Annotated in this window: 19 protein-coding genes; 13 read left to right on the forward strand and 6 right to left on the reverse strand. The window is 65.6% G+C overall.

Going from position 1 to position 18699, the window contains the following annotated elements:
* Positions 1 to 5: 5 nt before the first annotated feature.
* From ABT392_RS01455 to ABT392_RS01470, 4 genes are read left to right on the forward strand one after another with little or no spacing between them, the layout of a single operon-like run.
* Entirely contained in the window at positions 6 to 1220 is a 1215-nt protein-coding gene (locus ABT392_RS01455; protein WP_395384301.1) for an acetyl-CoA C-acyltransferase, read from the forward strand.
* A gap of 21 nt (positions 1221 to 1241) precedes the next feature.
* Entirely contained in the window at positions 1242 to 1763 is a 522-nt protein-coding gene (locus ABT392_RS01460) for a DUF1569 domain-containing protein (protein WP_334279036.1), read from the forward strand.
* A gap of 28 nt (positions 1764 to 1791) precedes the next feature.
* Positions 1792 to 2556 (forward strand): enoyl-CoA hydratase, encoded by a 765-nt coding sequence (locus ABT392_RS01465; protein WP_334279035.1) that lies wholly within the window; start codon positions 1792 to 1794, stop codon positions 2554 to 2556.
* A gap of 22 nt (positions 2557 to 2578) precedes the next feature.
* On the forward strand, positions 2579 to 3319 hold the full coding sequence (locus ABT392_RS01470; RefSeq protein WP_334279034.1) for an SGNH/GDSL hydrolase family protein: 741 nt from the start codon (positions 2579 to 2581) through the stop codon (positions 3317 to 3319).
* Here ABT392_RS01470 and ABT392_RS01475 read toward each other — a convergent pair.
* Genes ABT392_RS01475 through ABT392_RS01485 form a run of 3 tightly spaced genes read right to left on the reverse strand, consistent with a single transcriptional unit; the run spans position 3295 to position 6844 of the window.
* Complete coding sequence (locus ABT392_RS01475; protein ID WP_395384300.1) at positions 3295 to 4422, reverse strand: NAD(P)/FAD-dependent oxidoreductase; 1128 nt, start codon at positions 4420 to 4422, stop codon at positions 3295 to 3297. The two genes, ABT392_RS01470 and ABT392_RS01475, sit on opposite strands and share 25 nt — an antisense overlap.
* Entirely contained in the window at positions 4415 to 4840 is a 426-nt protein-coding gene (locus ABT392_RS01480; RefSeq protein WP_334279032.1) for an acyl-CoA thioesterase, read from the reverse strand. The genes ABT392_RS01475 and ABT392_RS01480 overlap by 8 nt, the downstream gene beginning before the upstream one ends.
* 15 nt (positions 4841 to 4855) lie before the next feature.
* Positions 4856 to 6844, reverse strand: coding sequence for an alpha/beta hydrolase family protein (locus ABT392_RS01485; RefSeq protein WP_395384299.1), 1989 nt, complete (start codon positions 6842 to 6844; stop codon positions 4856 to 4858).
* 98 nt (positions 6845 to 6942) lie between these two features.
* Here ABT392_RS01485 and ABT392_RS01490 point away from each other — a divergent pair, with 98 nt between their 5' ends.
* Positions 6943 to 8766, forward strand: a complete 1824-nt coding sequence (locus ABT392_RS01490; protein ID WP_395384298.1) for an ABCB family ABC transporter ATP-binding protein/permease — start codon at positions 6943 to 6945, stop codon at positions 8764 to 8766.
* A 50-nt stretch (positions 8767 to 8816) separates the two neighbouring features.
* On the opposite strand, the gene ABT392_RS01495 is transcribed toward ABT392_RS01490, so the two are convergent.
* Positions 8817 to 9491, reverse strand: coding sequence for a hypothetical protein (locus ABT392_RS01495; protein ID WP_334279029.1), 675 nt, complete (start codon positions 9489 to 9491; stop codon positions 8817 to 8819).
* Positions 9492 to 9642: 151 nt separating this feature from the next.
* Between ABT392_RS01495 and ABT392_RS01500 the strand changes: the two genes are divergently transcribed.
* From ABT392_RS01500 to ABT392_RS01520, 5 genes are all read left to right on the forward strand, one after another.
* A complete protein-coding gene (locus ABT392_RS01500; protein ID WP_334279028.1) occupies positions 9643 to 10572 on the forward strand; it encodes a LysR substrate-binding domain-containing protein in 930 nt (309 codons plus the stop codon).
* A gap of 67 nt (positions 10573 to 10639) precedes the next feature.
* Positions 10640 to 11494 carry an amino acid ABC transporter substrate-binding protein gene (locus ABT392_RS01505; RefSeq protein ID WP_395386789.1) on the forward strand — a complete coding sequence of 285 codons (855 nt, stop codon included), beginning with the start codon at positions 10640 to 10642 and terminating at the stop codon, positions 11492 to 11494.
* Between the two features lie 81 nt (positions 11495 to 11575).
* Complete coding sequence (locus ABT392_RS01510; protein WP_395384295.1) at positions 11576 to 12316, forward strand: amino acid ABC transporter permease; 741 nt, start codon at positions 11576 to 11578, stop codon at positions 12314 to 12316.
* Positions 12313 to 12981 (forward strand): amino acid ABC transporter permease, encoded by a 669-nt coding sequence (locus ABT392_RS01515; RefSeq protein WP_334279026.1) that lies wholly within the window; start codon positions 12313 to 12315, stop codon positions 12979 to 12981. Before ABT392_RS01510 ends, ABT392_RS01515 begins: the two co-directional genes overlap by 4 nt.
* 104 nt (positions 12982 to 13085) lie before the next feature.
* A complete protein-coding gene (locus tag ABT392_RS01520; protein ID WP_334279024.1) occupies positions 13086 to 13820 on the forward strand; it encodes an amino acid ABC transporter ATP-binding protein in 735 nt (244 codons plus the stop codon).
* 29 nt (positions 13821 to 13849) lie between these two features.
* Here ABT392_RS01520 and ABT392_RS01525 read toward each other — a convergent pair whose 3' ends face one another.
* Both ABT392_RS01525 and ABT392_RS01530 read right to left on the reverse strand, forming a co-directional pair.
* Positions 13850 to 14185, reverse strand: coding sequence for a TM2 domain-containing protein (locus ABT392_RS01525; protein WP_334279023.1), 336 nt, complete (start codon positions 14183 to 14185; stop codon positions 13850 to 13852).
* Between the two features lie 87 nt (positions 14186 to 14272).
* The gene (locus tag ABT392_RS01530; RefSeq protein ID WP_395384294.1) at positions 14273 to 15166 is read right to left on the reverse strand and encodes a DUF4394 domain-containing protein; all 894 of its coding nucleotides are present in this window, start codon (positions 15164 to 15166) and stop codon (positions 14273 to 14275) included.
* Between the two features lie 91 nt (positions 15167 to 15257).
* On the opposite strand from ABT392_RS01530, the gene pyrC reads away from it, so the two are divergent.
* Genes pyrC through ABT392_RS01545 form a run of 3 tightly spaced genes read left to right on the forward strand, consistent with a single transcriptional unit; the run spans position 15258 to position 18696 of the window.
* Positions 15258 to 16292, forward strand: coding sequence for a dihydroorotase (gene pyrC / locus ABT392_RS01535; protein WP_395384293.1), 1035 nt, complete (start codon positions 15258 to 15260; stop codon positions 16290 to 16292).
* Between the two features lie 50 nt (positions 16293 to 16342).
* The gene (locus ABT392_RS01540) at positions 16343 to 17725 is read left to right on the forward strand and encodes a S1 family peptidase (RefSeq protein WP_395384292.1); all 1383 of its coding nucleotides are present in this window, start codon (positions 16343 to 16345) and stop codon (positions 17723 to 17725) included.
* Positions 17704 to 18696 carry an FHA domain-containing protein gene (locus tag ABT392_RS01545; protein WP_334279019.1) on the forward strand — a complete coding sequence of 331 codons (993 nt, stop codon included), beginning with the start codon at positions 17704 to 17706 and terminating at the stop codon, positions 18694 to 18696. The genes ABT392_RS01540 and ABT392_RS01545 overlap by 22 nt, the downstream gene beginning before the upstream one ends.
* The last annotated feature ends 3 nt before the right edge of the window (positions 18697 to 18699 follow it).

An 18699-nucleotide genomic window follows, 5' to 3' on the forward strand; every position in this document is an offset into this window, starting at 1 on the left:
CAATCATGGCTAAGCAAGTGCAAGAGGCGTATATCTGCGCCGCCACCCGTCTGCCCATCGGCAAGTCGGGCCGTGGTTACTACAAGAACACCCGTCCGGACGAGATGCTGGCGCGCGCCATCCAGGCGGCGCTGGCCCAGGTGCCAGGTCTTGACCCCAGCGCCATCGAAGACGCCATCATTGGCTGCTCCTTCCCTGAAGGCGAGCAGGGCATGAACATCGCCCGCGTGGCGGCTGTGCTGTCGGGCCTGCCGAACACGGTCGGCGGCGTCACCGTCAACCGCTACTGCGCTTCGGGCATCACCGCGCTGCAGATGGCCGCCGACCGCATCCGCATCGGCGAGGCCGAAGTGATGATTGCCGGTGGTGTGGAGTCGATGTCGATGGTGCCGATGGGCGGCAACAAGCCGTCGCTGCCGCCTGCCATCTTCGAGCGCGACGAGAACATCGGCCTGGCTTACGGCATGGGCCTGACGGCCGAGAAGGTCGCCGAGAAATGGAAGATCAGCCGCGAAGCGCAAGACGAGTTCGCGCTCGAATCGCACCGCCGCGCGCTGGCCGCCATCGAAGCGGGCCACTTCACCGCTGAAATGACGCCGTTCGAGATCCTCGAGCGCAGCCCCAACCTGGCCGACGGTTCGATCAACGTGAAGAAGCGCATCGTCGACACCGACGAAGGCCCGCGCAAGGACACGTCCGCTGAAGGCCTGGCCAAGCTCAAGCCCGTGTTCGCAGCCCGTGGGTCGGTCACCGCCGGCAACAGCTCGCAGACGTCCGACGGCGCTGGCGCCCTGATCGTCGCCTCTGAAGCCGCCGTCAAGCGCTTCGGCCTGACGCCGCTGGCCCGTTTCGTCTCCTTCGCCGTGCGTGGCGTGCCGCCCGAGATCATGGGCATCGGCCCGATCGAGGCCATCCCTGCGGCCCTGAAGCTGGCCGGCATCACCGCCGCCGACCTGGGCTGGATCGAGCTGAACGAAGCCTTCGCCGCGCAGTCGTTGGCTGTGCTCAATGATCTGGACAGCAAGGGCATCGTGCTGGACCGAAGCAAGGTGAACCCGAATGGCGGCGCGATTGCGCTGGGCCATCCGCTGGGTGCCACCGGCGCGATCCGTGCTGCTTCGGTGATCCACGGCCTGCGTCGCACCGGTGCCAAGTACGGCATGGTCACGATGTGCGTCGGCGCCGGTCAAGGCGCAGCTGGCATCATTGAGCGTCTGTAATCAAGCAAGAAGGAGGGCGCGATGAAACGTCGGCAGCTGCTCAAGACCGGGGCGCTGCTGACGGCGCCCGCCCTGCTCACGGGCTGCCAGGGCGACCTGGTGGCCCCGTTCACCAAGTGGACCGAGGCGCAGAAGGCTGTGCTGGAGCTGCGCTTTCGCGAGCCCAGGCCGCAAGGCACCAGCTGGGCGCTGACGCAGATCCTGCAGCACCTGGCGCAGAGCATCGAGTATTCGATGAGCGGCTTCCCCGAGCCGAAGTCGCGCTTCTTCCAGGTCACGGCCGGCAACACAGCTTTCGCCTTCTTTGACGCGCGCGGCAAGATGAGCCATTCGCTGGAAGACCCGATCCCTGGCGCACCCGCGCTCGACGCGAATCACAGCGTCAAGGGTTCGATCCAGCGCCTGCTGGACGCGATGAATGCCTTCGCTGCCTTCAAGGGTGAACTCAAGCCCCATTTCGCCTACGGCCCGCTCACGCGCGAGCAGTACGAGCGCGCCCACCTGATGCATCTGGCCAATCACTGGCAGCAGCTCAAGGGCTGACAATCTGCCTATCGAATCAGGAGACAAGATGAGCATCAAGACCGCTACCGTCAACGGCGTGGCCACCATTGAGATCGCCCGCCCCGAGAAGAAGAACGCGCTGACCCGGGCGATGTATCAGGCCATGGCCGACGCGCTGGTTGCCGTCAACAGCGACAAGGCCGTGCGCGCCGTGCTGATCCAGGGCCAGCCCTCGATCTTCACCTCGGGCAATGACATCGAAGACTTCATGGGCAGCCCGCCGCGCGACACGGACGCGCCGGTCTTCCAGTTCATGCGTGCCTTGCTTGGCTGCGAAAAGCCAGTGGTCGCCGCCGTGAACGGTGCTGCCATCGGCATCGGCACGACGCTGCTGCTGCATTGCGACTTCGTCTATGTGGCCGATGACTCGCGACTGGCCATGCCCTTCGTCAGCCTGGGCCTGGTGCCCGAATTTGCCTCCAGCCTGGTGGTGCCAAGCCTGATGGGCAATCGCCGCGCCGCCGAGAAGCTCTTGCTGGGCGACCCGTTCACCGGCGAGCAGGCGGTGGAATGCGGCATTGCCAACGCCGTGCTGCCGGCAGCCGAAGTGGTGGCCCATGCACGCCGCGTGGCCGAGCGCTTCAACAACCTGGCACCGAGCGCTGTGCGCGAGAGCAAGCGCCTGATGCGTGCCGGCACGGCCGAGCAGGTCTGGGCCACGGTCGAGAAGGAAGCCGAGATCTTCAGCGCCCGCCTGCGCAGCCCCGAAGCGACCGAGGCCTTCCAGGCCTTTTTCCAGAAGCGCGCACCGGACTTCTCCAAGTTCGAATGAGGACGATGCGGGCCGCACGCTGATGCTGGTGCTCGCCAAGGTCGCGCTCGCGCCGCTGCTCCTGTGGCAAGGCGCGCGAGTGCGCCGCACGGCCTTGCAGCTGCCTGAAGCCGCGGGCCCGAGCGCCGGTGTTGCCGGCAGCGGCGGGCTGAAGCTGCGGTTGTTGATCGTTGGTGATTCGTCAGGCGCAGGCGTCGGCGCAGCCACGCAGAGCGAGGCTTTGGCGGGGCGCCTATCGGCCGCGCTCGCCGAGCGATTGGGCGGCAGCGTGCATTGGCAACTGCTGGCCCGCACGGGCAACCGCACGGCGGACAGCCTCCGGCAGTTGCGCGATGCGAGTTCGCTGGAGCCGGCCGATGTGATGGTCACGGCCTTGGGTGTCAACGACGCCGTGGGGCAGGTGAGTGCGAGTCTGTGGACCCGCCAGTTGGCCGAGCTGCATCAGTTGGCCGTGGCGCGCCTTGGCGTCCGCTACAGCCTGCACAGTGCTGTGCCGCCGATGCATGCCTTCCCTCTGCTGCCCCAGCCGCTGCGCTGGCTGCTGGGCGCGCAAGCGATGCGCTTGAATCGCGCCCTGGTTCGTGACCTGGCTGACAGCAAGGACCGTGGCGTACAGGCCGCGCCGGCGAATCTGCATCAGCCCGGCGGCGCTGCCGCCCTGATGGCGCCCGATGGGTTCCATCCGAACCCGGCCGGCTACAAGCTCTGGGCCGACGCGCTGGCCGAGCGCATCGCTGCTCAGATCACATTGAGTTCGCGGTAAGGCTTGTCGGCGGCAATTCGGTCGGGCGATAGCGGGCTCAGGTCGAGGCTTTGATAGCTGCCATCGCAGATCAGCTCGGCGAGGCCCCGACCGACACCTGGCGCATGTTGCAAGCCATGGCCTGAGAAGCCACAAGCCAGGTGCAGGTTCGGGCATTCGCGCATCGGACCGACGAGGCCGTTTGCGTCGAACGCATTCATCTCGTAGTAGCCGGCCCAGGCGCGCTCCAGGCGAAGTGATTCGAAGCCCGGCACCCGTTCGGCCAATGCCGGCCAGAGCCGCTCTTCAAAAAGATTCGCTTCGGGGTCCAGGGGCAGGTCGGAGCGGCTATCCAGCGGCTCGCCGCCGCAGATGAATTGCCCATCGCCCTCGGGCCTGAACCAGAGGCCGGACGGGTCGATGACCAGCGGACTGCGCGGCGCATGCTCCGGGCTGCGAAAGACATACACGCTGCGCCGCTTGGCCTCGACCGGCACGTGCAGGCCAGCCGTTGCCGCCAGCCTGCCGGACCAGGCGCCGCAGGCCAGCAGATAGAGATCGGCCTGTTCGATGCCGACGTCAGTGCGCACGCCGCCGATGCAGCCCCTCGTATCGCGCAGCAGTTCCAGCGCTTCGCCACGAAGGTACTCGGCGCCCGCCGCCAAGGCTTGCCGGCGCAGGGCCATCAGCAAGGCGCAGCCGTCGAACCAGCCTTCGCCGCTGCGGCCAAAGGCGCCGAGGGCCAGGTCTTGCGTCGCCAGCCAGGGCCAGCGCTGCTTCAATGCGTCGGGACTCAGCAGTTCGATGTCTGCGCCGCAGCGGGCCTGCAATGTATGCAGTTCGCGCAGCCGCTCCGGCTCAGCGGTCAGGTAGAGGTAGCCGCGCTCATTGAACTGGGCCTCAGCGCCCATGCCGCGCAGGTATTCCAGTCCGTACTGCGACAGCGCAATGTTCAAGGGGCTGGAAAACTGCTGGCGTATCGAGGCTGCAGACAGGGCCGACGAGGCCTGCGCATAGCTCGGGTCGCGCTCCAGCACCCGCACCCGCCAGCCCTTGTACCCACTCAGCTTGGCGGCGACGGCCGAGCCCAGGGCTCCGCCGCCCAACACCAGCAGATCAGGCATGCTGTTCGATGACGCGCGGCTTGCCTTCGCGATCAATGGCCACGAAGGTCAGGTTGGCCTCGGTGACCTTGACCACCTGCGGGTTGGCCGGGTTGCGCTCGGCGATCACCTCGACGTGGACGGTGATCGAGGTGCGGCCAACGCGCACGATGGAGGCATAGAAGGACAGCAGGTCGCCGATGGACACCGGCTGCTTGAACACGAACTCGTTCACCGCCACGGTTGCGACACGGCCGCGCGAGATGCGGGCCGGCAGTACCGATCCAGCGATGTCGACCTGGGCCATGATCCAGCCACCGAACACGTCGCCGTTGTGATTGGCGTCGGCCGGCATGGGCATGACGCGCAACACCAGCTCGCGCTGCGAGCCGGTGCCGCCGATGTCGTGGGGGAGGGGAGGAATGGCGGGCTGAGTCATGCCCGCCATTCTCCGTCACTGCTTCAGGTTCTTGTCGAGAAAGGTCTCGACCTTGGTCCAGAAGTCGACGCTGTTCTTCGGCCGTGCCCAGCCGTGGCCCTCGTCTTCGTAGACGATCCACTCCGGCTTGTTGCCGGCAGCGATGAGAGCGTCGCGCATCTTCTCGCCATGGACGATGGGCACGCGGCGGTCGTGATAGCCGTAGGCCAGCAGCACCGGTGCCTTGATCTGCCTGGCGAGCATGATGGGGGCGTTGGCGGCCAGCATCTTCTCGTCCGCGACCGGGTCGCCGATGGTTTCCGGCATCGAATACTTCTTGCTGTCGCGGTCGATGTCGGACCAGTGCACGTCGAACATCAGGCGCGGGTCGGTCACGCCGACCCAGGACACGGCGCAGCGGAACAGATCGCCTTGCTTGGCCACGCCCATCAGCGCCGCATAGCCGCCGTAGCTGGCGCCGGCGATGCAAGCACGCTTGGGGTCGGCCCAGCCTTTGCTGACCGCGAACTTCAAGGCGTCGGCCAGGTCATCCTGCATGGCCATGCCCCACTGCTTGTAGCCGGCCCGCATCAGCTTGTCGCCGAAGCCGCTGCTGCCGCGGAACTCGGGCTCGATCACCAGATAGCCACGCGAGGCCAGGAACTGGGCGTCGTCCTTGAAGCCCCAGCTGCGGCCGCGGGCCCAGGGCCCTCCGTGAACCAGCACGACGGTGGGCAGCGCGGTGTCAGGCTTGCTGCCCGCCGGGCGCGTGACCCAGATCGGGAATTCCAGGCCATCGCGGGCCTTGATGCGCAGCAGGTCGGTCTGCCCCATGCGGCGCTCGTCGATGCCGGCCTTGAGGTTGCCCAGGCGCTGCCAGGACTTGGTCTTGCCGCTGTAGATCAGGTATTCGCCGGGATGACGGTCCGAATAGGAGAGGACCAGCACCGTTTCGGTGGTGTCGCAGCCGCGGCAGCTGAGCAGGTTGACGCGGCCGGGCAGCAGCTTGTCGACCTGCTGCTGGAAGGCCTTCATGGCCGGGTTGATCCACAGCGTCTCGCTGTCATCGAGCCGTACGCGGTAGCCGACCGTCTTGTCGACGCCGCGGTCTTTCAGGCGCGTCACGCGCGTGTCGTAGCCAGGGGTGGTGAACTGCGGCTCGGCCTTGGGCGCGCCCGTTGCGAAATCGAACTGGTGCAGCTGCGTGTAGTTGCCTTGGCTGTCGAGCTTGTAGACGAAGAAGCGGTCCTCGCCATCGAAGAAGGCCGGCGTGAACTCCTGGTTCAGGAAGGGGAAGCGGCCGATCTCGCGCCAGTCGCCGCCTTGCGCAGCGCGGTAGTAGTAGATGACCTTTCCGGCCTCGGTGGCGCTGGCCAGTCGGGGGCGGCCCTGCGGATCGAACCACCAGCGGCCGACTTCCTTGTGCGGCGGGCTGTCCGTCATCACCAGGCGCTTGGCGCGCGTGGTGACGTTGTAGTAGTAAGGCGTGACGTATCCGTGGTCGATGCTGGTGTACTTGTATTCACCGACGATGATTTCGCCGCTGCCTTCAGCGCCGTAGGAGAGCAGGCCGAAGTTGGGCTCGAGGGGCTTGGCGCCACGGGCGGAGAAGTCGCGGTCCCGTTCGCGGCGGATCAGGAGCCGCTGCTCCTTGCCATCACGACGGATGCTGAACATGCTCGGCTGCTTGCGCAGGCTGTCGGCGTCTTCGATGTCTTGCGTCTCGAAGACCAGCGTGTCGTCGGTCATCCATTCAACGTCGATCACGTCCACCGTGTCGAACAGCGCAATGATCTGGGGCGCAGACGGGTTCTGCGTATCCAGCATGATCAGCTTCTTGCGCTCGCCGGCCTTGGCGCCGATGGCGGCCAGCCAGCGGCCCGATGGCGACAGCTGTGCGCCAGACAGATCGAGCGGTTCAAAGAACGCCGCTACCGGAACCGGTGCGTCCGCGGCTGTTGACGCGAGCGGCATTGCCGCCGCGAATGCAAGTGCCAATGCACGGGCGAGTTGGGGCATGTCCATGTTTTCCTCCCTGTAATGCTAGGACGGGCGCGATTATTGGCAGGGCCATGCAGGAGCGGTATCGGTAGGTTTACCGTGTCGGACCGACAATCGCTTTCATGCAGCGATCACAAGCAGTTCCCGGTGTCGGCACCGCCGCCCCAGCCACGGCCCCGAAATCCGACTGGTCTACCATTGGCAAGCTCCTGCCCTATCTGTGGCAATACCGCTGGCGAGTCGGCCTGGCCCTGAGCTTCATGGTGGCGGCCAAGCTTGCCAACGTGGGGGTGCCGCTGCTGTTGAAGCAGCTGATCGACAGCCTCTCGATCAAGCCTGGCTCGACCGAGGCTATGCTCGTGCTGCCGCTGGGCTTGCTGCTGGCCTACGGCGGCCTGCGCCTGTCGACCTCGCTGTTCACCGAACTGCGCGAGCTGATCTTTGCCAAGGCCACCGAAGGCACGTCGCGCAGCATCTCGCTGCAGGTGTTCCGCCATCTGCATGACCTGAGCCTGCGCTTCCACCTCGAGCGCCAGACCGGTGGCATGACGCGCGACATCGAGCGCGGCACGCGGGCAGTGCATTCGCTGATCTCGTATTCGCTCTACAGCATCTTCCCGACGCTGGTCGAGGTGGCGCTGGTGCTGGGCCTCCTGTCCACGCAGTTCGACTTGTGGTTCGCCGGCATCACGGTGGCGGCGTTGGTGCTCTACATCGCCTTCACGGTGACGGTGACGGAGTGGCGCACGAAGTTCCGCAAGACCATGAACGAGCTCGACTCGGTGGCGCACAGCCGGGCCATCGATTCACTGCTGAACTACGAGACGGTCAAGTACTTCAACAACGAGGACTTCGAGGCCCGCCGCTATGACGAGAGCCTGGAGAAGCTGCGCCGCGCGCAGCTGAAATCGCAGAGCACGCTGTCCATGCTCAACACCGGCCAGCAATTGATCATCGCCACGGCGCTGGTGCTGATGCTGTGGCGTGCGACCGAGGGCGTGGTGCAAGGTCGGCTGAGCCTGGGTGACCTGGTGATGATCAACGCCTTCATGATCCAGCTCTACATCCCCTTGAACTTCCTCGGCGTGATCTATCGCGAGATCAAGCAGGGGCTGGCCGACCTTGAGAAGATGTTCGTGCTGCTGGAGCGCGAGCGCGAGGTGGCTGACAAGCCCGACGCCCAGCCCCTGCAGCTGCGCGATGTTGCGGTTCGCTTCGAGCAGGTGGACTTCGCCTACGAGCCCGCGCGGACCATCCTGCATGACGTGTCGTTCCAGATTCCGGCCGGCAAGAAGGTGGCGGTGGTGGGCCCGAGTGGCTCGGGCAAGAGCACGCTGGCGCGCCTGCTGTATCGCTTCTATGACGTCGGTGCCGGTCGCATCACCATCGATGGCCAGGAGATTTCCGCCGTGACCCAGGCTTCGCTGCGTCAGGCCATCGGCATCGTGCCGCAAGACACGGTGCTGTTCAATGACACCATCGCCTACAACATCGCCTATGGCCGGCCCGGCGCCAGCCGTGAGGAAGTCGAGGCGGCTGCGCGGGCTGCGCACATCCATGACTTCATCCTGAGCCTGCCCAAGGGCTACGACACCGCGGTGGGCGAGCGCGGGCTGAAGCTTTCCGGCGGTGAGAAGCAGCGGGTGGCGATTGCGCGCACGCTCCTGAAGAACCCGCCCATCCTCATCTTCGACGAGGCCACGTCGGCGCTTGACTCGCGCAACGAGCGTGCGATCCAGGCCGAGCTCGAGGCGGCGGCTCAGAACAAGACGGTGCTGGTGGTGGCACACCGGCTCTCCACCGTCGTCGATGCGCACGAGATCCTGGTGCTGGAGGGCGGCCGCATCATCGAGCGCGGCAACCATGCGGCGCTGCTGGCGCTGCAAGGACGCTATGCCCAGATGTGGCGGCTGCAGCAGCAGGGCGGCGGCAGCGCCGATCAGTAAACAAAAAGCCCGCCGGAGGCGGGCTTTGCATGATCAGGCGCGGAGGCCGATCAGCTGCGGCGGCGGCGTGTGAATGCCAGGGCGCCCAGGGCGGTCAGGGCCAGCGCGGCACCGGTGGGCTCGGGTACGGTGCCGGGATCGGTGGTGCCGGAGGGCAGGTCACCGAACACGATGTTGTCGAAGTAGAAGACATTGTCCGGCGAGGTGATCACGACCGAATGCGCGACGTTGTCGTCGAGGTCGATGTCCAGCAGGCCCCAGTTGCACGCCAGGGGGGCTGTGCAGCCGGCCTGGTCCACCAGGGGGAAGGGGCCGGTGGAGCCCAGCAAGGTGCCCTTGCCATCCGCCTCGCTGAAGATTTGCACATTGGTGCCGGGCCAGCTGTCGTACGTGGTGTAAAGCATCTGGAACAGGGTGCTGAAGCCCGCAGCCACATTGATCGTCAGCGAAGAGCTGAAGCCAGTGCCAATGGCCGGATCATTCACGAACATGGCCACGTTGTTCGTGAGGTGGCTGGCGTCTACCTGGCCAACGAAATTGCCGGTACCGCCTGCAAGCGTCGAGCCACGGGTGAAGGGGCTGCCACTGAAGGTGATGCCTGCGTAGGGGTTGCCGACGGCGCCAGTAACGACCCCCCGATCCTCGAAGGTCAACTCAACGCTGGCACTTGCGCTCAGCGCCACCGCCATCAGCGAACAGCAAGCCAGAATTTTTTTGAGCCGCATGGTTAGCTCCAAGGGTTTGTTGTTGGTCCGGTGGACTGCATGTATCCGGTCGTAAGCTGACTGTACTGAAGCTAGGGGGGAATCGGCGGCTCCGCCCCCCTCCATCTGCGGGGGGGAATGCCCCGAATGTGGGGCCGGCTACACTGACCCGGTGGAAACCAAATGGCTTGAGGATTTCGTCAGTCTTGCCGAGACGCGGAGCTTTTCGCGCTCGGCCCAGCTGCGCCATGTGACGCAGCCTGCCTTCTCGCGGCGCATCCAGGCGCTGGAGGCCTGGGCGGGCGTGGACCTGGTGGATCGCTCCTCTTACCCGACCCGCCTGACCGGTGCCGGCGAGACCCTGCTCGCTCAGGCGGTCGAGATCCTCGGCAACCTGCAGGCCACCCGCAACATGCTGCGCAGCCACCAGTCGGCTGGGCAGGACATGCTGGAGTTCGCGGTGCCGCACTCGCTCGCGTTCAGCTTCTTCCCGCACTGGCTGATGGACCTGCGCCAGCGCTTTGGTGCGATCAAGAGCCGCTTGAATGCGCTGAACGTGCATGACGCGATGCTGCAGCTCAGCGAAGGCAATTGCGACCTCTTGATCGTTTATCACCACGCCAGCCAGCCCCTGCAGCTCGATCCCGAGCGCTACCAGATGGCCTCGCTGGGCCATGAAACCCTGGCCGCCTACGCCAAGGCCGATGCCAACGGCCAGCCGATGTTCCGCCTGCCCGGCCACCCCGGGCACAAGATTCCCTTCCTCAGCTATGCCTCGGGCGCCTATCTCGGCCGCCTCGTGGAGCTGATCGCCAAGGCCTCGCCCGAGCCGCTGAACCTGGATGCCATCTACGAGACCGATATGGCCGAAGGCCTGAAGGCCATGGCGCTGGAGGGCCACGGCCTGGCCTTCCTGCCTGCCAGCTCGGTTGCGAAGGAAATCAAGTCGGGCCGCCTGGTGCAGGCAGCCCAGGCCGGCCAGTACGAGCTGAGCATGGAGCTGCGCATCTACCGTGAGCGGCCGGAGGTGGCTCGCCGGACCAAGCCGGCAGCGCTCGCGCTGTGGGATTTCCTGACCGGCAGCGTGGTCGTGGCGGCCTGATATCTCCATCGATCAACACCCTTTCTCCCATAGACGGAGCACTCAATCCATGTCGAGCAAGAAGCTGATGAACAAGACCCTCCTGGCCCTGTCGCTGTTGACCTTGGCCCTGGGCGCGCAGGCCGAAGACACGCTGAAGAAGATCAAGGCCAGCGGCGTCGTCAACATGGGCGTGCGCGAATCCTCGGGTGCGCTGTCCATCACCACCGGTGAAAACAAGTACGAAGGCTTCCATGTCGATCTCTGCCGCCACGTGCTGGCCGATATCAAGAAGCAGCTCGCCCTGCCCAAGCTCGACATCAACTACCAGGCGGTGACCTCGCAGAACCGCGTGCCCCTGATGCAGGGCGGCAATATCGACATCGAGTGCGGCTCGACCACCAACAACACGCAGCGCGCCAAGGACGTGGCCTTTGCCGTGACGACCTACGTCACCGAAGTCCGCATGGCCGTCAAGGCCTCGTCGGGCATCAACTCCATCGCCCAGCTGAACGGCCGCAGCGTCGTCACCACCACCGGCACCACCTCGGTACAGACGCTGCGCCGCCAGGAGCGAGCCAGCAATCTGGACTTCAAGGAAGTCGTCGGCAAGGACCACGCCGACAGCTTCCTGCTGCTGGAATCCGGCCGCGCCGATGCCTTCGTGATGGACGACTACATCCTGGCCGGCAATATCGCCCGGGCCAAGAAACCGGCCGATTTCAAGATCGTGGGCGAAGTGCTCGCCGTGGAGCCCATCGCCATCATGTTCCGCAAGGACGACCCGGCCTTCAAGAAGGCCGTGGACGACAGCCTGAAGGCGCTGATGAAGAGCGGCGAGATCGAGAAGATGCTGGCCAAGTACGGCGTCACGCCAAGCGCCGTGACGAAAGCCGCCTGGGCCACGCCGAACGACAATCCGGCCGAGAGCTACAAGAAGTAAGGCTCAGGCCCGGCGCCGCAAGCGCCGCTTCGAGGCCGCCAACGGCGGCCTCTCGCATTTGATGGAGAAGGGAAGCTAGCGATGGGCTGGGACTGGCAGGTCTTCTGCAAGGACAACCTCGAACAAACCGTGGTCGCCGGCTGCCTGGGCAGCGGCGGCGCAGTGACCTACCTGGACATGTTCCTGGGCGCCTGGAAATGGACGCTGGCCGTCTCGGCCGCGGGCCTTCTGGTGGCGCTGGTGGTGGGCACGGTGATAGGCATCATGCGCACGCTGCCCGGTAGAGGCTGGCGATATGCCGGCGAAGCCTGGACCGAGCTGTTCCGCAATGTGCCGTTGCTGGTGCAGATCTTTCTCTGGTACTTCGTCGTCCCGGTGCTGATCCCGCCGATGGCGGCCTTGCCGCCTTTCTGGCTGGTCGTGATGGGCCTGGGATTCTTCACCTCGGCGCGCGTGGCCGAGCAGGTCAAGGCCGGCATCGAAAGCCTGCCGAGCGGCCAGCGCAATGCCGGCCTGGCGCTGGGCATGAGCCTCTCGCAGACCTACCGCTACGTGCTGCTGCCGATGGCGTTCCGCATCGTCATACCGCCGCTCACCAGCGAGTCGATGAACATCGTCAAGAACTCCTCGGTGGCCTTTGCCGTGTCGATCTCCGAGCTGACCCAGTTCGCCATGCAGGCTCAGGAGGAAACCTCGCGCGGCATCGAGGTCTACCTGGCCGTGACGGGCGGCTACTTTGTCTCGGCCTTTGTGGTGGCGCGCTGCGCGACCCTGCTTGAACGCTGGCTGCGCGTGCCCGGCACGCTGGGAGCCAAGCGATGAACAGCCTGGACTTCAGCTTCGTCACGGCAGATTTTGTGCGTGACTTCATCCTGCAAGGCCTGTGGTTCACGCTGCGCCTGACTGCCATCTCTGCCGTGCTGGGCGTGATGCTGGGCACGGTGCTGGCCCTGATGCGACTGTCCAGCAGCCGCGTGCTGAGCATGGTGTCGGCGGCCTATGTGGACACGCTGCGCTCGGTACCGCTGGTGATGGTGATCCTGTGGTTCTACCTCTTGATCCCGGTGCTGACCGGCCAGACCATCGGCAAGGAGACCTCGGCGCTGATCACCTTCACGCTGTTCGAGGCGGCCTACTTTGCCGAGATCATGCGCGCTGGCATCCTGAGCGTACCCAGCGGCCAGCAGGCTGCGGGCCTGGCCATGGGCATGAGCTATGCGCAGACGATGCAACTGATCGTGCTGCCACAGGCCTTGCGAAATATGCTGCCGGTGCTGATGACGCAGATCATCGTGATGCTGCAGGACACTTCGCTGGTCTATGCCATCGGTGCCTACGACCTGCTCAAGGGCTTCCAGCTTGCGGGCCAGAACCTGGGCCGACCCATCGAGGGCTATCTGCTCGCCGCCGTCGTGTATTTCGTGATCTGCTTCGGCTTGTCCGCAGCGGTGCGCCGCCTCCAGAAACGCATTGCAATCATCCGCTAGAAATGTGAGCCCCCGGTCGCTGAGTACAGCGACCGCCCCCCGAGGGGGACCGGCCGGCTTGGGGCGGCCCGGCGCTCGGCCGGCACGGCCTGTTAGGAGTGAATGTGATTGATATTCGAAACGTCTCCAAGTGGTACGGCGCCTTCCAGGTGCTGACCGACTGCACCACCTCGATCGCCAAGGGCGAGGTCGTCGTCGTCTGTGGCCCTTCGGGCTCGGGCAAGTCCACGCTGATCAAGACCGTCAATGCGCTGGAGCCGGTGCAACAAGGCGAGATCATCGTGGACGGTGTGACCATCACCGACCCCAAGACCAATCTGCCCAAGCTGCGTTCGCGCGTGGGCATGGTGTTCCAGCATTTCGAGCTGTTCCCGCATCTCTCGGTGACTGAGAACCTGACGCTGGCGCAGATCAAGGTGCTGGGCCGCGGCGCCGATGAAGCCAAGGAGCGCGGCCTCAAGATGCTGGACCGCGTGGGCTTGAGCGCTCACAAGGACAAGTTCCCTGGCCAACTCTCAGGCGGCCAGCAGCAGCGCGTGGCGATTGCGCGTGCCCTGTCGATGGACCCGGTGGTGATGCTGTTTGACGAGCCTACCTCGGCACTCGACCCGGAAATGGTGGGCGAGGTGCTGGACGTGATGGTTCAGCTGGCCCAGGACGGCATGACCATGATGTGTGTCACGCACGAGATGGGCTTTGCCCGCAAGGTCAGCCACCGCGTGATCTTCATGGACGGCGGGCGCATCGTCGAAGACTGCGCCAAGGAAGAATTCTTCGGCCATCCCGACCGCCGCGCGCCGCGCACGCAGGAATTCCTCTCGAAGATCCTGCACGGATGAATTTGTGCCGCCGCAAGGCGGCACAAATTTCAAGTCCAGAGTGTGAGCTGATTGCCTTCTTTGTCGGTGAACGAGCCGACGAGCAGCATGATCAGGTCGATCAGGTACCAGAGGCCCAGGCCGCCCAGGGTGATGATGAACAGGATGGCTGTGCCCACCTTGCCGACATAGAAGCGGTGAGCGCCCAGCCAGCCCACGAAGATCAGCAGCAGCACCGCCGGCAGGATGCGGCGCGTGGTATTGCCGCGGGGGCCGCTGGGCACAGCGCCGCAGTTGGGGCAGGCCGTGGCGCTGACATGCATCTGCTTGCCACAGGCGTGGCAATAGACCATCTGGTTGTGTTGTGTGGCGACGGTGGCTTCCATCTCGAACTCCCTCCAAAGAAAACTATGGCCGCGATCATCGTTGATCGCGGCCCGGGTCAAGCAGGCTGAGCGACGAACTGCACGGATTCAGGGTTCGATGGCAGTACCGACGACCAGCTCGTTCTCGCCGATGCTGCCCATCAGCTGTGCCTTGCCCGTTTTCAGGTCGATGCGGTACCAGCGGCTGCTCGCGCGCCCCGAGGCGTCGGCCGCAGGCGTGATCGCTGCATAGGCGGTGTTGGAGATGTCCGAGATATCGAGCGTGGCGCGGTCGAACGGCGGCAGGCCCAGCGAGCCCACGGTATAGAGCTTGCCGGTGTTGGGCGAGACAACGGGCGTCACACCTTCCTTCGTGCCCATGTGGGCCAGGATGCCCTGGCTGCGCTCGATCACATAGTTGGTGGTCTGCTTCTCGTCTGTCTTGTTGTAGGTGTAGCCGGCGGCCACCACGGCCGGCTTCTTGCCGGCGTTCGCGTCCTTGGCGTCGAAGGCCAGCATGCCGTCGAGCTGCAGGCCCGGCCGGCCGGGATCGCTGTCGACCATGGCGCCAGTGTCAGGATGCATGCGCAGGTTCAGGCCGGTGTCGCTGATCACGCGGATGCGGTCCACCGTCGGGTTGAAGTCGAAGCCGTACTCGCGGCCTTCGCCAGTCAGCACTGCCTGCGATCCGATCGTCGCGGCCATGCCCGTGGCGGTATCGATGCGATAGAGCTGCCCACTCGCGCCGAGGCCGTAGAGCTGGCCGCGGGCTACACGGTAGTCGATGCCCAGCAGCCGGTCCTGCGCGAGCAGGCCGGAGAGCGGCTTGCGGCTGAGGATCTTCTGCGGCTGGCCGGCGTTGAAATGGATCAACTGGTTGTTGACGGTCACCGCATGGACCATCTCCTTGGTCGGAGGATGGGTGGGCTCGGTGGTTCCGCAGGCGCTCAAGGCAAAGGCCAGGGCAAGAGGGGCGCGGGCGGCGGTCGGGAACAGGCGCATGCTGCAGGACTCCTGGGGTTGTTCATTGCATGCTAGCCCTCATCGCGCAGGGCGTACTCAGGTCCATCACGGGTTTTGGGACAATGTGCACATGCAAGACAGCCTCACCCTGACACGCCCCGACGATTGGCATGTGCATCTGCGCGATGGCGCGGCCCTGCAAAGCGTCGTTCCCTATACCGCCCGCCAGTTCGCCCGTGCGATCGCGATGCCGAACCTGCGCCCGCCGATCACCACCGCGGCACAGGCCCAGGCCTACCGGGAACGCATCCTCGCTGCGGTGCCCGAGGGCGTCGATTTCGAGCCCTTGATGACGCTCTACCTCACCGACGTGACCACGCCGGACGAAATCCGGCGTGCGAAGGATGCAGGCGTCGTGGCCTTGAAGCTCTACCCGGCCGGCGCCACGACCAACAGCGATGCCGGCGTGACCGACATACGCAAGACCTACCGGACGCTGGAAGCCATGCAGCGCGAGGGTTTGCTGCTGCTGGTGCACGGGGAGGTGACCGACCCGGCCGTTGACGTGTTCGACCGCGAGGCTGTCTTCATCGACCAGGTGATGCGCCCGCTGCGCGCCGACATGCCCGAGCTGAAGGTGGTGTTCGAACACATCACCACGGCCGAAGCGGCGCAGTATGTGGCAGCGGCAGACCAATACACGGCGGCCACGCTCACGCCGCAGCACCTGCTTTACAACCGCAATGCCATCTTCATGGGCGGCCTGCGGCCTCACTACTACTGCCTGCCGGTGTTGAAGCGCGAGACGCACCGGCTCGAACTCCTGAAGGCAGCCACCTCGGGCTCGCCCAAGTTCTTCCTCGGCACGGACAGCGCGCCGCATGCCTCAGTGATGAAGGAGAACTCGGTCTGCGGTGCCGGCTGCTTCACTGCGCTGTCGGCCCTGGAGCTCTATGCCGAGGCCTTCGATTCGGTCGGCGCGCTCGACAAGCTCGAAGCCTTTGCCAGCTTCAATGGCCCCGACTTCTACAGCCTGCCACGCAACACTGCGCAGGTGACGCTGCAGCGCAAGCGCTGGACCCTGCCCGAAGCCGTGCCCTTCGGCGAGGCCGCGCAGCTCAAGCCGCTGCGCGGTGGCGAGGAAATGGGTTGGCAACTGGGCTGAGGCGGGAACAAACCGGTAGCATCGGCCCCCAATCCCTATCGGAGGACGGTTTGCTTTCAATCGCCTTGCCATGGCGCGCTGCAGTTGCGCTGGCACTGACCCTGGCGGCCTTGCCCTTGCACGCACAGCAGCCAGCGCCACAAGCGCAGCGGGGCGCCAGCCCGCCGCCGCCAGTGGCGCAAGCGGCCTCGGCCGTTGCCCCCGCCCCGGTCTCGGCCACCGCCCGCCGTGTCTATGAGCGGGCGCGCTCGCACCTGCTGCAGATCCGCACGCTGCTGAAGAACCAGGACAGTCAGGCCTCGGTCGGGTCCGGGTTCCTGGTCAGCAGCGAAGGCCACATCGTCACCAACTACCACGTGATCAGTCAGGTCGCGCTGGAGCCCGAGCGCTATCGCCTGCAGTTTGAAACCACGGAAGGCCTGCAGGGCACGCTGGAGCTGCTCGACTTTGATGTGCGCCGCGACCTGGCCTTGCTGCGGGCCGATCCGGCTGCGCTCAAGGCCATTGGCGCGCTGAGCTTCCGGCCCAAGGACCAGCCGCTGTCCAAGGGCGACCGCATCTATTCCATGGGCAATCCGCATGACGTGGCCTTTGCCGTGGTCGAAGGCACCTACAACGGCCTGGTGGAGCGCAGCTTCGATCCGCTGATCTACTACTCGGGCAGCATCAACTCGGGCATGAGCGGTGGCCCGGTGGTGGATGAGGAAGGGCGCGTGGTCGGCGTGAACGTCTCGGCCATGTTCTTTGCGCAGCAGATGAGCTTCCTGGTGCCAGGACAGTTTGCCCAGGCCTTGTTCGAACGCAGCCGCAGCCTCAAGCCGCTGAAGGTGGCTGCGTGGCCTCGCCTGCGCGAGCAGATGCTCGCCTATCAGGATGAGCTGGTACAGCGCTTCATGGCCCAGCCCTGGCGCGTGGCCGGTCATCCGCGCTATCAGTTGCCGGTGCCGCAGGAGCAGTTCATGCGCTGCTGGGGCCGCGGCACGCCGTCCGACACCAAGGGCCTGGAATTCCAGCGCTCGCAATGCCGCATGGAGCATGCGGTGTTCATCAATGGCGGCATGCAGACCGGCTACCTGGACATGTCGCACGAGGCCTATGACGGCCGCAACCTCGGTTCGATCCGTTTCTCGCGCCAGTACTCGGCGAGCTTCCGCAACGAGCGCTTGGGCCGCGACGACCGCGACCGCACGGCACCGTTCTGCAAGGAGGATTTTGTGGAGCGCGACGGGCTGCCGCTGCGTGCCGTCGTCTGCATGCGGGCCTATCGCAAGCTCGACGGTCTGCATGACCTGAGCATCCTGATCACCACGGTGGACGCCAAGACCGAGGGTGCGCTCGGGCGCTTCGACGCCAAGGGTGTCAGTTTCGACAACGCGCTCAAACTGACATCGCATTACCTGGGAGGCTTCGCATGGGCAGCCAAGGCGCGCTGATCGAGATCCTGGACCGCGAGGGCCAGGTCCGCGCCCTGCACAAGATTGCCCAGTGGCCGCTCAGCATTGGCCGCTCACCCGACTGCGACCTGGTGTTGCCGGACGTGCATGTGGCCGGCCAGCATGCGCTGCTGGACTGGGGCGAGGAGGGGGCCGAGCTGGCCTTGCTGCCCAGCCTCAACGGCGGCTGGGTGGCTGAGCGCCGGCTGCAAGGCGGCGAGCGCGTGGCGCTGGGCGTGGGTGGCGTCTTCCGGCTGGGCAGCACCGAGCTGCGGCTGCGCACCTCGGCACAGGCCCTGCCGGCCGAACAGCCGCTCGGGCACGAGCATGAAGTGCGTGGCTGGCGTGGCAACGCCTGGCTGCCCATCCTGCTCGTGTTCTGGATGGGCTTGCTCTGGTTCGACCAATGGTCGGCCGTGAACCCCGGAACGCCGTGGATCGACTACAGCTCGGCAGTCTTGACGCCGCTCGGTGTGCTCCTGGTATGGGCGGCCCTGTGGTCGCTGGTCAACCAGTTGTTCCAGCGCCGCTTCCCCTTCGTGCTGCACCTGAAGCGGGCGTTGCTGGCGCTGACCGGCCTGCATCTGATCGGGGCGCTGCTGCCGCTGGTGGCTTATTCGCTGTCACTGCCACGCCTGCTGGTGCTCGATGCGGTGAGCTTCCCGCTTGGCCTGGCGGCCATGCTGTGGTGGCATGCCAGCCTCGTGTGGCCACGTGCCAAGCGCTGGCTGGCGGCAATCCTGGCCGCCTTGCTGCTTCTGGGCCTGGTGATGACGGTGGCCAAGCGCCAGGAGCAGCAGTACTGGCTGGGCCCCGCCTACCTGAGCTCGCTGCCGCCGCCGGCATTCCGCCTGGTGGCCCCGAAGTCGCCCGAGGCGATGATCGAGTCGCTGAAGCCCCTGCAAGCGCAGTTGAAGAAGCAAGCCAATCGCGACAACGATCAGCCCAGCCTCGACGGCGCCGATGAGTGAAAA

Source organism: Paucibacter sp. JuS9, assembly GCF_044043925.2.
GTDB lineage: Bacteria > Pseudomonadota > Gammaproteobacteria > Burkholderiales > Burkholderiaceae_C > JAUASW01.

Excerpts from the sequence above, each read along its gene's own strand:
- ABT392_RS01455 (WP_395384301.1), top strand. The coding sequence starts at position 6 with ATGGCTAAGCAAGTGCAAGAGGCGTATATCTGCGCCGCCACCCGTCTG.
- ABT392_RS01460 (WP_334279036.1), top strand. The coding sequence starts at position 1,242 with ATGAAACGTCGGCAGCTGCTCAAGACCGGGGCGCTGCTGACGGCGCCC.
- ABT392_RS01465 (WP_334279035.1), top strand. The coding sequence starts at position 1,792 with ATGAGCATCAAGACCGCTACCGTCAACGGCGTGGCCACCATTGAGATC.
- ABT392_RS01470 (WP_334279034.1), top strand. The coding sequence starts at position 2,579 with ATGCTGGTGCTCGCCAAGGTCGCGCTCGCGCCGCTGCTCCTGTGGCAA.
- ABT392_RS01475 (WP_395384300.1), bottom strand. The coding sequence starts at position 4,422 with ATGCCTGATCTGCTGGTGTTGGGCGGCGGAGCCCTGGGCTCGGCCGTC.
- ABT392_RS01480 (WP_334279032.1), bottom strand. The coding sequence starts at position 4,840 with ATGACTCAGCCCGCCATTCCTCCCCTCCCCCACGACATCGGCGGCACC.
- ABT392_RS01485 (WP_395384299.1), bottom strand. The coding sequence starts at position 6,844 with ATGGACATGCCCCAACTCGCCCGTGCATTGGCACTTGCATTCGCGGCG.
- ABT392_RS01490 (WP_395384298.1), top strand. The coding sequence starts at position 6,943 with ATGCAGCGATCACAAGCAGTTCCCGGTGTCGGCACCGCCGCCCCAGCC.
- ABT392_RS01495 (WP_334279029.1), bottom strand. The coding sequence starts at position 9,491 with ATGCGGCTCAAAAAAATTCTGGCTTGCTGTTCGCTGATGGCGGTGGCG.
- ABT392_RS01505 (WP_395386789.1), top strand. The coding sequence starts at position 10,640 with ATGAACAAGACCCTCCTGGCCCTGTCGCTGTTGACCTTGGCCCTGGGC.
- ABT392_RS01510 (WP_395384295.1), top strand. The coding sequence starts at position 11,576 with ATGGGCTGGGACTGGCAGGTCTTCTGCAAGGACAACCTCGAACAAACC.
- ABT392_RS01515 (WP_334279026.1), top strand. The coding sequence starts at position 12,313 with ATGAACAGCCTGGACTTCAGCTTCGTCACGGCAGATTTTGTGCGTGAC.
- ABT392_RS01525 (WP_334279023.1), bottom strand. The coding sequence starts at position 14,185 with ATGGAAGCCACCGTCGCCACACAACACAACCAGATGGTCTATTGCCAC.
- ABT392_RS01530 (WP_395384294.1), bottom strand. The coding sequence starts at position 15,166 with ATGCGCCTGTTCCCGACCGCCGCCCGCGCCCCTCTTGCCCTGGCCTTT.
- pyrC (WP_395384293.1), top strand. The coding sequence starts at position 15,258 with ATGCAAGACAGCCTCACCCTGACACGCCCCGACGATTGGCATGTGCAT.
- ABT392_RS01545 (WP_334279019.1), top strand. The coding sequence starts at position 17,704 with ATGGGCAGCCAAGGCGCGCTGATCGAGATCCTGGACCGCGAGGGCCAG.